Source organism: Luteolibacter algae (assembly GCF_042683045.1).
In the GTDB taxonomy this organism is placed as follows: Bacteria; Verrucomicrobiota; Verrucomicrobiia; order Verrucomicrobiales; family Akkermansiaceae; genus Luteolibacter; species Luteolibacter algae.
In genome coordinates this window covers 1-12,623 of the sequence record NZ_JBHUIT010000006.1, presented here as the reverse complement: position 1 = coordinate 12,623, position 12,623 = coordinate 1, and the positions used below count along the sequence as shown (strand labels likewise).

9 protein-coding genes are annotated in these 12,623 nt (G+C 53.5%); 4 read left to right on the top strand and 5 right to left on the bottom strand.

Annotated elements, in window-relative coordinates; all coding sequences use genetic code 11:
- Positions 1-19 precede the first annotated feature (19 nt).
- The 3 genes from ACFSSA_RS06485 (at position 20) to ACFSSA_RS06475 (ending at position 3,622) form a co-directional block, all read left to right on the top strand.
- Positions 20-418, top strand: coding sequence for a hypothetical protein (locus tag ACFSSA_RS06485; RefSeq protein ID WP_386819446.1), 399 nt, complete (start codon positions 20-22; stop codon positions 416-418).
- 403 nt (positions 419-821) lie between these two features.
- On the top strand, positions 822-2,666 hold the full coding sequence (locus tag ACFSSA_RS06480; RefSeq protein WP_386819444.1) for a 3'-5' exonuclease: 1,845 nt from the start codon (positions 822-824) through the stop codon (positions 2,664-2,666).
- 113 nt (positions 2,667-2,779) lie between these two features.
- Positions 2,780-3,622 (top strand): HNH endonuclease, encoded by an 843-nt coding sequence (locus tag ACFSSA_RS06475; protein ID WP_386819442.1) that lies wholly within the window; start codon positions 2,780-2,782, stop codon positions 3,620-3,622.
- Positions 3,623-3,836: 214 nt separating this feature from the next.
- Here the strand turns inward: ACFSSA_RS06475 and acnA are convergent, their stop codons facing one another.
- The 4 genes from acnA to ACFSSA_RS06455 form a co-directional block, all read right to left on the bottom strand.
- Entirely contained in the window at positions 3,837-6,695 is a 2,859-nt protein-coding gene (gene acnA, locus ACFSSA_RS06470) for an aconitate hydratase (RefSeq protein ID WP_386819440.1), read from the bottom strand.
- 213 nt (positions 6,696-6,908) lie between these two features.
- A complete protein-coding gene (locus ACFSSA_RS15800) occupies positions 6,909-7,226 on the bottom strand; it encodes a hypothetical protein (protein WP_465262942.1) in 318 nt (105 codons plus the stop codon).
- Positions 7,227-7,563: 337 nt separating this feature from the next.
- Positions 7,564-8,661: a hypothetical protein gene (locus tag ACFSSA_RS06460; protein WP_386819436.1), complete on the bottom strand. Its 1,098-nt coding sequence runs from the start codon at positions 8,659-8,661 to the stop codon at positions 7,564-7,566.
- A 9-nt stretch (positions 8,662-8,670) separates the two neighbouring features.
- Positions 8,671-10,161: a hypothetical protein gene (locus tag ACFSSA_RS06455; protein ID WP_386819434.1), complete on the bottom strand. Its 1,491-nt coding sequence runs from the start codon at positions 10,159-10,161 to the stop codon at positions 8,671-8,673.
- A gap of 274 nt (positions 10,162-10,435) precedes the next feature.
- On the opposite strand from ACFSSA_RS06455, the gene yaaA reads away from it, so the two are divergent.
- Positions 10,436-11,212 (top strand): peroxide stress protein YaaA, encoded by a 777-nt coding sequence (gene yaaA / locus ACFSSA_RS06450; protein WP_386819432.1) that lies wholly within the window; start codon positions 10,436-10,438, stop codon positions 11,210-11,212.
- Positions 11,213-11,303: 91 nt separating this feature from the next.
- On the opposite strand, the gene ACFSSA_RS06445 is transcribed toward yaaA, so the two are convergent.
- Positions 11,304-11,891: an REP-associated tyrosine transposase gene (locus ACFSSA_RS06445; RefSeq protein ID WP_386819430.1), complete on the bottom strand. Its 588-nt coding sequence runs from the start codon at positions 11,889-11,891 to the stop codon at positions 11,304-11,306.
- Positions 11,892-12,623 lie beyond the last annotated feature (732 nt).

Below are 12,623 nucleotides of genomic sequence, written 5' to 3'. Positions count from 1 at the left end.
TTGATCTACATCCGCTGAAATGAATTTTCAGGAAGAAATCGAATGGCCGGATGAAGTTGAAGTAATGGTGGATCAGCTTGAGGGCGAGATGGCTGAGCGCGGGCTTAGCCGTGAGGAACGCGCTCTGATGGATGTCTATGAGACGGTGCCGATCCTTGAGAGTGAGGACTGCTTGCACGAGTTTTGGCAGAGCCCGATCGATCATCAAAGAATTATCAAATCCTTCGATCTTATCGGCGCGACAGGAGTTGTCGATGCGCTGAACGCCAGCCGCTGGTGCGGAACCCGCAGCGAAGACCGCAATGACTATACCGAGACCGAATCCGACTACCTCGCCACCATCGAAGAAGAGCTGCCTTCCGCGATGGAAGAACTCGTAGATCTCGTGCTGGAGTTCATTGAAGACGAATTAGGATAAGCGGCACACCAGGAACTGGTGCTCCTTCGGCTTCAAAAATCATAAGTGGTGTTATTTATTGTACTGCCTGCTGTTTTTATAGTGTTTCGCGAGGAGCTAGATACGAATAGCAGACGATACTGATAAAGAAGCGCGTAGCTGGGATGCGTCACACACCTGCGATGGGGAAGACCAAGACGAAACTTACAATAAGATCCCTATGCGCTGGATCGGCTATGGATTTGCTGTAAATCCACACAGAAAATTTGAAGCTACCCAGTCTATCGAACCATTCTGCCAAATAGGATATCGCCATTTGAAATCGGGTTGCAGGATATCTCTTAGCGATTCTTTTACATGAGATACAATTGATGCTCTCATGCTTGCAGATTGATTGATTTCTTTTAAATATCGCCGCATTGTTATGGCGATCTTTATACAATCGATTAACGCTGCATCCGCCACGGTAACACCCGGAGAGCGGCGTCTTGGGCAGAGACTGAACAGCTATTTAGAGGACGATTATTTGGTATGGTTCAATGTGCCTGTCGGGCGCACTCGAAGGTATCCGGATTATGTAGTTCTGCATCCTCGGCGCGGGCTGCTTGTGCTCGAGGTAAAAGATTGGAAAATCAGCGATTTCCTGAAGTTCAGCAACGACCGGTGGGAGGTCCAGCTAGCGGGAAAAAGGCAAACTGTGGCTAGCCCACTGGAGCAGGCTCGTCAGTATATGATCGAGATTGTCAACCAATTGCAGGTCGATCCTCAGCTCCGAGAAACCGAAGGTAACTATTACGGTAAACTCGTGTTTCCTTACGGCTGGGGTGTCGTCTTCCCAAACATCACCCGCAAGCAATGGAACGAACTCCTATCTGAGCACGAGCAGGACCTCATCCTTCCCGCCCGCCGCCTCATCTGCCAAGACGAGATGCAAGAGTCTACCGATCCAATGATATTCCAGGAAAAGCTCTGGGGCATGTTTGAATATGATTTCAAGCGCACCATGACCCTTCCGCAGATTGATCGTGTTCGCTGGCACTTATTCCCAGAGGTTCGTATCGATGAGAGGAAACAGGCGGAGCTTTTCGAGGAAGAGGAAATCGCTCCGGACCTCATCAAGGTGCTTGATATGCAGCAGGAGCAGCTTGCCCGGAATCTCGGCAAAGGCCATCGTGTCATCCATGGCGTCGCAGGCTCTGGAAAAACCCTCATCCTCGGCTACCGCTGCGTGCAGCTCGCCGACACCCTCGCTCTCCCAGTCCTCGTCCTCTGCTACAACGTCTCCCTCGCCGCCCGTCTCAAACATTTCATTGAGGCGAAAGGGCTTTCAGAGAAAGTCCACATTCGCAGCTTCCACGAATGGTGTGGTGAAATGCTCCGCGCTTACCAGGCTCCGCTAAGAGATGGCGATGGGGAGCATTGGGAGCGTCAGGTCGAATCCGTCATCGAAGGCGTGGAAATCGGCCTCATTCCTCGCGCCCAATATGGTGCTGTCATGATCGACGAAGGCCATGACTTCGAACCGCAATGGCTCAAGCTTGTGGTCCAAATGGTCGATCCCGCGACCGATTCGTTTCTTCTCCTTTACGATGATGCGCAGTCGATCTATCGGAAGAAAAAGGGGCTCGGTTTCTCCCTCTCCAGCGTCGGCGTGAAAGCGGCAGGCCGCACCACCATCCTCCGCTTGAACTATCGTAACAGCCGCGAGATCCTTAAATTTGCTTACGATTTCGCCAAAGGTAGTTTCGGCTCCGCCACTGCGGACGAAGATCACATCCCGCTCATTGAGCCAGAGTCGGCTGGCATTTCCAGATCGAAACCCGCTTTCAAAATGCTATCCCGCTTCGCTGACGAATGTGACTACGCCATCCGTTGCGTGAACGCATGGCGGGAAAGAGGGGTGCCGGCCAATGAGATTGCCATCATCTGTTTCCAAGAATGGCAGGGTGAAGCCGTCTCCGCCCAACTCGCAAATCGCCGCATCGCTCACCTATGGACGGGCGCACCCGGCGGCAAAAAATCTTACGATCCCAGCGCCGAGAAGATCACCGTCATCACAGCCCAGAGCAGCAAAGGCCTCGAGTTCCAATCGGTCATCGTGCTTGGCACTGGAGTTTTGAACGATGAAGAAGACGTTACCTCCGACCTAACTCGTCTCCTCTACGTCGCCATGACGCGTGCGAAACGCCAGTTAGCCGTGAGCGCTTCTGCGGAGAATCGTTTCACACGCAGGTTGAAGGAACTTGGAGAGGTGAAGGTGGGGGCGTGATTCGTGATTGGTGGAATGCTCTGCTCTTACACCTCGAAAGGATGCCTTAAAGAAGTGCTGCCATCTGCCGTCGCTTCTTGTCGAAGAGTTCCTAATCTAGTTTTATTTCAAAAATGAAAGAGGCATACAGCGAATTTGTTCATTCGATCAATCTGAGTGGAAGCGGACGCGCTTCGTCCTACGTCCGCGCCTTGGATTTGCTGCAGGAAATGATCAAGACTGTGCCGTTGGGGTTCGCGGACTGCGAAGATATTTGGAACCCTCCGCCGGTGAAGCGTCTCAATGATCTTTATCATTTTGTATGCGAAGAGAAGAAAAAGGGAGATGCCAGTGTCTGGAATCTTCCGGACCTGCCTAAAAGTTATCTACAATCGGGCTACTGTTCCGCTGCGTTGAGGGATTACCAATCGTTCTTGGTTGAATCCCAGCACGAGCGATCGCTTCTATCGGAATTCGAAGAGCATGACGGTTCCGAAGACGAGCTTGTTTCCAAGCTAAGGCGTGAACTTGAGCTTCCCCGTTTCCTCATCGATGACCTTCTCAAATTGGAGGGCAAGGAGATCTTGAGAATGGTGAAAGCACGCTCCAATCAGCGGGTCTTTCAGAAGATGATCATGAAGAATTACTGCGGAGTTTGCTGCATCACAGGAATCGACGTGCCAGAGGTAAATCGCGCCAGCCACATCATCCCATGGTCGCGCCGCCGGGAGACCCGGATGGATCCTCGCAACGGCCTTTACCTATCGGCGACTTACGATGCGGCGTTTGACCGAAATCTTTTAAGCCTTGATGACGATTACAGAATTATTCTTTCACGTGACCTGAAGGAGCATTATTCGAGTCAGAGTGTGAAGACTTACTTTCTCGATCGAGAGGGAGACAAGATCCAATTGCCGATAGCCTATTTACCCAAAAAGGAATTTCTTGAAGAGCATCGCAGATCCGGGAATTTTTGAAATCGCATAGAATAAACCATCTAAGAAATCATACTTATAGCCCGTGGACGCTGCATTTTAAAATAATGAACGTTGCTATCGGCAGGAGTGAGTAGTGGGGACTGGGAGGAAAACGGATCGGGTCTTTAGCCCCCCCCGGAGGATATGAGCGGAGGTAAATGGAGCGGACCGAAGATCCGCGGTCCGTTTTCCGGGACAGAAGTGTCCCGACTCCTTACGCTAGGATTTGGTCCAGCACGTAAGGAAGAATTCCGCCGGCATTGTAGTAGTCGACTTCCGCAGGTGTATCCAGGCGGACTTTCAGAGGGATTTCCACTTTGGTGCCGTCGGGTTTCGTGGCGGTGAGGGTGGCGGACTGCATCGGTTTCAGTTCGCCGGCGATGCCGGTGATGTCAAAGGTGGCGTCGGTAAGGTCTTTGACTTTTTCATAGTCGGCTTTGTCGATGAAGTTGAGCGGCAGCACGCCCATGCCGATGAGGTTGGAGCGGTGGATGCGCTCGAAGGATTTGGTGACGACGGCTTTCACGCCGAGCAGGCGGGTGCCTTTCGCCGCCCAATCGCGGCTACTACCCATGCCGTAGTCTTCGCCGCCGATGGCGATGAGGGGGGTGCCTTCTTCCTGATAGGCCATGCAGGCGTCATAGATGAAAGTGGGTTGCGCGCCGCTGTAGGATTCGATGGCGATATCGGGTGCAGGCACGGGTTTTCCTCCGAAATACTGGGTGTAGCCGCCTTCGATGCCGGGGCACATCAGGTTTTTGATACGGACGTTGGCGAAGGTGCCGCGCGTCATAACGCGGTCATTGCCACGGCGTGCACCGTAGGAATTGAACGAGGCTTTCTCCACGCCGTTGGCGAGCAGGTATTGGCCGGCGGGTGAGGTTTCCTTGATGGCTCCGGCGGGTGAGATGTGATCGGTGGTGACGGAGTCGCCGAAGATGCCAAGAGGACGTGCGCCGACGATATCTTCGCTGCCGCCAATCTTGGTTTCGAAGAAGGGGGGAGACTGGACGTAGGTGGATTTTTCATCCCACTCGTAGGTGTCTCCGGTGGAGCCGTTGATCTCGGCCCACTTCGGGTTTGCGGTATCGACGCTGCCATAAAGTTTGTTGTAAACTTCAGGCTTGAGCGCGGCATCGAGCTGGATGCGGATTTCTTCCTGGGTCGGCCAAAGATCTTTCAGGAAAACAGGATTACCTTCTTTGTCGTTTCCGAGGGGCTCTGTTGTGAGGTCGATATCGACGCGGCCGGCGAGAGCGTAGGCTACGACGAGCGGTGGCGACATGAGGAAGTTCGACTTGATGGAGCCGTGGACGCGGGCCTCGAAATTACGGTTTCCGGAGAGCACGGAAGCGCAGACGAGATTGCCCTCCTTGATTGCGCCTTCGATCGCAGGGTGCAGTGGCCCGGAGTTACCGATACAGGTGGTGCACCCGTAGCCAACTGTCTGAAAGCCGAGCTCATTGAGCTCTTTGGTGAGGCCGGTGGCATCAAGATAATCAGTGACGACGCGGGAGCCGGGGCCGAGCGAAGTCTTCACAAAAGGAGCGATGGTCAGACCCAATTCATTTGCCTTTTTTGCGACGAGACCTGCGGCAAGCATCACGCTCGGGTTGCTGGTGTTTGTGCAGGAGGTGATGGCTGCGATGAGGATGGAGCCGTGACGCAGAGACATTTCCTTAGGGCCGTCGGCAAAAAGGTCGTAATCAATGGCCTCTGGAGCTGGACGGTTGGAAACCATTTCCGTCTCGTTGCGCTCCCCGCCTTCGAACTTCTGGTGGGTGGAATCCGTGGAGAGCAGGGAATCCACGGAAACACCGGGTTTCTCACGCATCGTCAGCGAAATGCTGCGTTCACGTTCCGAGGCGGAGAGGCCGAAGCCGCCAGCCGAGGCCGGCGCACTGAACAGCGTGTTGAAGCTATCGCGGAGCTCCGGAACATCGATGCGATCCTGCGGGCGTTTCGGGCCGGCGACGGCTGGAACAATCGTGGAGAGATCCAGCTCGAGATCATCCGTATAGATGCATTCACCTTTCTCAGGGATGCCGAAGAGGCCTTGGGCTTTGTAGTAATTTTCTACGGTCGCGCAGAGTTCCTCGGAGCGGCCTGTGCCACGGAGGTAATTGATTGTTTCGGCATCGACGGGAAAAAAGCCCATGGTCGCGCCATATTCCGGAGCCATGTTTGCGATGGTTGCACGGTCCGGGAGGGAGAGGGCGGATGCGCCAGGGCCGTAAAATTCGACAAATTTGCCGACAACGCCGTGTTTGCGCAGAATTTCAGTAACGCGGAGCGTGAGATCGGTGGCGGTAACACCTTCTGCGAGCGAGCCATGCAGATAAACCCCAACGACTTCCGGGACCAGAAAGGTGACAGGTTGCCCGAGCATGCCGGCTTCCGCCTCAATGCCGCCTACGCCCCAGCCAACAACGCCGAGGCCGTTGATCATTGTAGTATGCGAGTCGGTGCCGACGAGCGTGTCCGGATAATAAACGCCGTCCTTGGAGAGGACTCCTTTGGCGAGGTATTCCAGGTTCACCTGGTGGACGATGCCGATGCCGGGAGGGACTACAGAGAAGGTATCAAAAGCCTGTTGACCCCATTTCAGGAACTCGTAGCGCTCGCGGTTGCGGATGAACTCGATGGCCATATTGCGGTCTAGCGCGGACTGGGAGCCTGCGAAGTCGACTTGGACGGAATGATCGACAACGAGGTCCACAGGGACAAGTGGCTCTATTTTTGAAGCATCTGCGCCGCGTGCAACCGCAGCATCACGCATGGCGGCGATATCCACAAGAAGAGGAACGCCGGTGAAATCCTGGAGGACAATACGAGCAACGGTGAAGGGGATCTCATATTCTCCGGTGTTTTTCGCATCGTAATTCGCGAGGTTTGCCACATCGGATTCGGTAACTTTCCGTCCATCGACGTTCCGGAGGACAGACTCAAGGACGATACGGATGGAAACGGGGAGCTTGGAAAGATTTGGAAAGCCACTTTCGGCAAGAGCTGGGAGAGAGTGGAATTTTCCTTCGGCTCCGGAGCCGGTTTTGAAAGTTCTTAGCGTGTTCATATATGAAGACCTATACATCAATAGAGGAGGTGCTTCCAGAGGCATGTTGGCGAAAGTGGGGGATGAACGGATCGTGGTTCTTCGGCCCGCTCCGGAGGATATGTGCTGGGGTTTTGGGGCGGGCTGAAGACCCGCGGTCCGCTTTACTTATGTGGCCGTTCGTAGCCTGCAGAGGAGAACGGCCAGTTTTTGGGCTCGGTGACCCGACCTGCCTTACTGGATTTCGGTGGATGTAGGCGATGGCTTTCCAGAAGTGATCTTTATCGCGTATTGCTCGGGCGAAGTAATCTTTTGCCCAAGAGTGGGCCTTGGCGGTTGAGATGAAGGTTGATACAGCGTGCGCTGCTGCCTTTCCAGCTGCGGATGATTTTCCCGAGGCTGGATTCTGTGTTCTGTCGGATAAGGACGTGAACGTGGTTGGGCATGATGCCAGACGATCAGTTGGTATGCTGCCTCATGGCCTTGGATGAGTATATCCTGGATGATTTGTGCGACCGCGGGTTGACGGAGCAGGCATTGACCGTGGCTCACATCTTCATAGTGGGCGATGCGTCGTGTGAGTTCCTTTCGGGTATCTTCGTCGGATGAATGGAGTTCTGTTTTCCAAGCTTCGATGATGTGAGCGGGAAGGGAATCGGCTAGGCGAAATGCTGGAGAGCTCCTCCGTAATCCCGGTGGGGTAGGTAGCCGCGCTGATGGTGGCCCTTGGGCTGCATCAAAAAATGATAATAAATACCTTTCCGGACCGCGAGCCTTTAGCTCGCCCCATTGCAGAGAGCCAATACACTGGGGCGGGCTAAAGACCCGCGGTCCGTGGTGCTTTAAAAAAGTCTAGCACTCATTCGGCCATCCCGTCGCTTTAAGGAACTTACTCGTCGAGCCCTCTTTTTTCCATATCTACGATCAGGCCGATCGGCTTTTGTAGCCCTGCTGTGAGAGTCCACTTCCAGTCAGACCACAGTCTTATCATCATCTCATCCCGGTCCGGGTCCCTGGATGGATTGCCATCGCCGTGGTCAATAATCTGTGCGATCGCGTCGGGTATATTGTCTCTGTTTTTATCGGCTGGAACGCATTCCACTCCTCCATCGCTGGACGGAAACAACGGAAACGAGATCATATTGCTCACCGGCATGAAGCCGGTGGGACCATTGACGCATAAAAAGACACGGTAGCTGCCGATGCCATCGGCCACAGCTATGGATGACTGCCCGGCCGCAGGCCTTGTCGCGACGAGCTTATTGTATTTGTAAATCCGCCAATACAGCTGCTTCTCCAGCTCTGGCTCTGGAAGTAGCTCCCGCCGGATCACACCATCATTGTGCAGTGCCAGCACGACAGACGGGTCGACCAGTTCATTGCGATGCTTCAGGTCATTCGGGTTTCGATGATCTCTCGCTACATGGAAATCCGAAAAGACACATACTCGTCTATCCGGCCAATCCGGAAGGCCTGCTCCTCCCGGACGAATCGTGCGCACGACCAACCCGCTAGTGGACTGCTTTTGTGCGGAGGCATCGCCATGATTCACTTCCAGATAGACGATTGGAAAATGATACTGATAGCCAAGAGTGCCAAAAGACCTGATGAGAGCCACATAAGTCCCCGGGTTTAGTTTAGGCAAATATCTGTTACCATGCTCCGAACTGTTGGTAGACGTCGAGATCGCCCACTCACTGGATCCGCTGCCATATTCAAAAAGGCACAGGGTAAGGTGTTCCGAGGAAGTCGTATTGATACTCAGACTATGATGGATCTCTCCGTCTTCTGAGATCGTCAAATCAGAGGTTGGCCAGTATAGGTCCTTCGCCTTGATGAAAGTATCGAGCCTCTTGTAGGCAAGCACCCATTGCTCTGGCCAGTTGCGATATGGGTTCTCCTCGCCCTGTCCATGGGAAAGGTGGACCGGGTGCAAAAGACAGCAAACCAATGCGATCCATATCCATGAATAAGAGTGACTCTTCATCGTGATCGATCAACGGTAGCCCCGGTGTAAATTGCTCATCTTGATTTGTTTCCCAAGCTCATCGAGTTTCGTGAAAAGGGCACTGTCATCGAAGTTTTTGATCATTTGCGGATGGTCTTTCCGCAGGCGTTTGATCGCGTCGACAGCCAGATCATGGGGGATCATTTCATCTGCAGGAGCCTCGATAACTTCGCGATACCTGACATAGGCGGAGATGGGATCATTCGCTCTTTCGAAGCGTTGGGCGGCGAGTAAGTTATTGAGCGCCTTGATGGTGATATAATCGCTCTGTTGACTCTCTAATTTCAGATCGGTTCTCAACTGAAGTAACTTCACGATATTTGAATAGTCCCCATCGTCCCACAGCCTTTTCAAAACCCCATCCAACTGTGCTGATTGAGACGGGGTGACTGCTGCGTCCGCTTTCAAGTCGACGATGGTGCCAAGCTTTGCCTCGAGGACGCGCTGTCCAAGCATTTCCAGGATACGATCGAAAGCGTTTTTATATTCGGGTCTCGCAGTATAGTTTCTGAGGGATACTGAAATTTTGAGCGCAGTTTCTACATCGCCATTTTCTATGGCGGCAAATCCCTTGCGCAATGATTCAAGCAGGTGAAGCGCTTGGCTGCCGGAGTCTCGACCTCCTGGCATCAGCCGTGGGTTCGTCTCTGCTTTGGCAATTGCCTCAATAGCTCCTTCCAGATCTTCAGGGCCATCCACCTTTTTCAGGATATCCGCGGTGATCTGATAGAGCGATAGCTCCCCGGTTGTTGGGAGCCATTTTTCATCGAGCTGCTCCTGGGTTAGGATCGGGACTCCAGAAAAATTCGATCGAATGGATTCCAGGATCTTATTGGCTCCCTGCGCATTGCCCGCATTCTTCTGGTCCAGGTATTTCATGTAGTTATTTAGAAAACCCACGATCCCCTGCAGTTGTTCTGAGCCTCTGGTCACCAGCACGTTGTGGGACGATTGTGGACGGCTCATTTCCAGTGCCGCGACCTTGAGCAGCAAGTCATTCAGATCGGCGGAGTCTTCAGCGGTCAACGCCTTCTCCTGCGTTTCTTTCATGGTGCTGGTAATCTCCTTATACCAGTCGGTCAGATGCGTGGTTTCCACTTTCTCCAGTTCATCAGCAAGCTCAATGATGATCTCGATAGCGTGATCAGCCGGTAGCAATGGCGTGATCTGGCTTTCCAAGCGCTCGTAAGTCTCCCTGGCCTCCCGAGCATTGCCACGCTTATGGTAATGCTCGGCTTTTTTTAGCTGAACCTTAAGACTTTGCAGTAGGTCGTGGTTACGTTGCTGGGTCTGGGCAATATAGGCCTGTTGGGCATCGTTCTGGTCCGCCTTCTCTATCTCGGTCAGCTCTTTCAACCGCTCATCGATCAGCTGGTATAACTCCTGGAATTTTCCGGTGGCCCTCTGTTGTATATCAGATGCCTCGACTCTCGCGAAGAGAACCAATAAAGCTATGCCTACGATTGAAAACAGTTTCATATCATCGGATTAGAAAAGTATATATCAAAATGGCAAGGAGAAAAGATGGGTTCCGTTCAGCGGATCGGCAATGTCGGACCGCGGGTCTTCAGCCCGCCCCGAAGCACCAAGCCAATGCACCAATCTTGGGCACTGGAGCGGGCTGAAGATTTGAGGAAAAGTTCAGGTAGGTTCTTTCTCCATGTCTGCTGCGCTCCCATTGCGGTCCGTGGGATTTGTTCTGCGACTTGCCCTTTGTGGGAATGAACCCATATTCCGTGAACTTTTCCACGCCATGCTCGTTCTTTTATCGCCCGCCAAGTCCCTTGATTATGATTCCCCGTTGCTCATCAAAAAATCCACCAAGCCGCGCTTCATTGATGATTCCGCGGAGTTAATTGAGGGGCTGCGCGAGCTTTCCGTGGCAGAGGTGGGGAAACTGATGTCCATCAGTGACAAGCTGGCGGAGCTGAATCACGGGCGTTATGCGGATTGGCAGCGCGACTTTACGAAGGGGAACTCGCGCCAAGCGATTCTCGCTTTCACCGGAGATGTCTATCAGGGCATGGAGCTGGATGACTGGAGCACGGAGGATTTTTCGAGAGCGCAGAAACAGGTGCGGATTCTCTCGGGTTTGTATGGGGTATTGCGTCCGCTGGATCTGATGCAGGCCTACCGGCTGGAAATGGGAACGAAGTTCGCGAATGCCCGGGGGAAGAATCTTTATGAGTTTTGGGGGAGTAAGGTGACTGATCTCCTGAATCAGGATCTGAAAGGATCCGGGAGTGAGACCGTGGTGAATCTGGCCTCGAATGAGTATTTCTCTGTGGTGAAGAAAAAGGAGCTGGAGGGGGAATTTGTGACTCCGGTCTTCAAGGATGAGAAAAACGGGAAGTATAAGATCATCTCGTTTTACGCGAAGAAAGCCCGGGGGATGATGGCTGATTTCATCGTTCGGGAGGGAATTCAGGATCCTGAAGATCTTAAAGAATTTACGACTGCGGGTTATAAATATAGCGCGAAGGAGTCGTGTGGGAAATGTCTGGTGTTCCTGCGGAAGGAGCAGGGGTAGATGGACCGCGAGTCTTCAGCTCGCCCCGAAGCACTGAGTTGATGCATTAGTCTTGGGCTTTGGGGCGGGCTAAAGTCCCGCGGTCCGTTTTTTAAAAGGCGGGGAGAGGCCAGTCTTGGCCTTTGGAGGAGAAGGGCCAGTCGGCGGGTTCTTTAACCAGGTTTGCTCGGACCGGATTTTGATGGATGTAGGTGATGGCTCTCCAGAAATGTTCTTGATCGCGGATGGCCCGGTCGAAATAATCTTTTGCCCAAAGTGGGCCTTCGCGGTTTAGGTGGAGATTGATTTCGCGGGCTGTGCTGCCTTTCCAACTACGGACAATTTTTCCCAAGCTGGTCTGCGCCGCTTGCCGGATGAGGACGTGGATGTGGTTCGGCATGATGCACCAAGCGATGAGTTGGTAATGTTCGTCGTGACCTTTGATGAGTGCACCCTGGACGATCTCCGCGACTTCGGGGTTGCGGAGGTAGCAGTTTCCGTGGCCGGCGTCTTCGTAGCGGGCGATGCGGCGGGCAAGTCCCTTCTGGTTTTCTTCGTCAGATGAGTGGAGCTCTGCTTTCCATTTCTCAACAACGTGGACAGGGAGAGAGTCGGCCAAGCGGAAGGTGATGGTCTGGAGTGCTCCCCCATAGTCCCGATGAGGCAAGTAGCCGCGTTGATGGTGACCCTTGGGAATCATGGAGCCACCTTAAGATATTCCAACAAAGGAACGCGAGCCTTCAGCTCGCCCCGAAGCACAGAGCCGATGCATTGGGGCGGGCTGAAGACCCGCGGTCCGTTTAATAGACCCGCGGTGCGTTTAGCTAACGCCCACCTACCGCTCGTTAGGCGACCTACTCAATTGGTCTTCCCATCGTTTTCTACCAGATGATGTCAGCGCCACAGACTCCGCATCGACCAGCTACAAGGACTCGACCGACGCCCACCTTGTGAGCTTGGCTGATAGCCACGGACTTAGGCTCGGGACTTTGGACAAGGCCTGATCCAAAAAGCTTGGGCGAAGCGATGTGCCTTCAATCCGGTAGCGTGAGACTGCGCGTTCATGTCTCTGAAACGAAAAAAATGTGAGATAGCTGGGATTGACCCTATTGACTGATAAGGTATGCCAACGAAGGAACGCGAGCCTTCAGCTCGCCCCGAAGCAAAGAGCCAATGCACTGGGGCGGGCTGAAGTCCCGCGGTCCGTTTCACTAACGCCCCCCCACCGCTCATTGAGCGACCTGCTCGATCGGCCATCCCATCGTTTTCTACCAGAAGATGTCAGCGCCACAGATTCCGTAAAGACCAGCCATGAGGACACGACCGACGCCCACCTTGTGAGCTTGGCTGATAGCCACGGACTTAGACTTGGCCTGACCCCAGAAAATCGGACAGCTCCTTTTTAGAGTTCTTGTGGTAAAACCACTGAAAC

What these genes read in the sequence shown, in the direction of transcription:
- ACFSSA_RS06485 (WP_386819446.1), top strand. Translation starts at nt 20, where the DNA reads ATGAATTTTCAGGAAGAAATCGAATGGCCGGATGAAGTTGAAGTAATG.
- ACFSSA_RS06480 (WP_386819444.1), top strand. Translation starts at nt 822, where the DNA reads ATGGCGATCTTTATACAATCGATTAACGCTGCATCCGCCACGGTAACA.
- ACFSSA_RS06475 (WP_386819442.1), top strand. Translation starts at nt 2,780, where the DNA reads ATGAAAGAGGCATACAGCGAATTTGTTCATTCGATCAATCTGAGTGGA.
- acnA (WP_386819440.1), bottom strand. Translation starts at nt 6,695, where the DNA reads ATGAACACGCTAAGAACTTTCAAAACCGGCTCCGGAGCCGAAGGAAAA.
- ACFSSA_RS06460 (WP_386819436.1), bottom strand. Translation starts at nt 8,661, where the DNA reads ATGAAGAGTCACTCTTATTCATGGATATGGATCGCATTGGTTTGCTGT.
- ACFSSA_RS06455 (WP_386819434.1), bottom strand. Translation starts at nt 10,161, where the DNA reads ATGAAACTGTTTTCAATCGTAGGCATAGCTTTATTGGTTCTCTTCGCG.
- yaaA (WP_386819432.1), top strand. Translation starts at nt 10,436, where the DNA reads ATGCTCGTTCTTTTATCGCCCGCCAAGTCCCTTGATTATGATTCCCCG.
- ACFSSA_RS06445 (WP_386819430.1), bottom strand. Translation starts at nt 11,891, where the DNA reads ATGATTCCCAAGGGTCACCATCAACGCGGCTACTTGCCTCATCGGGAC.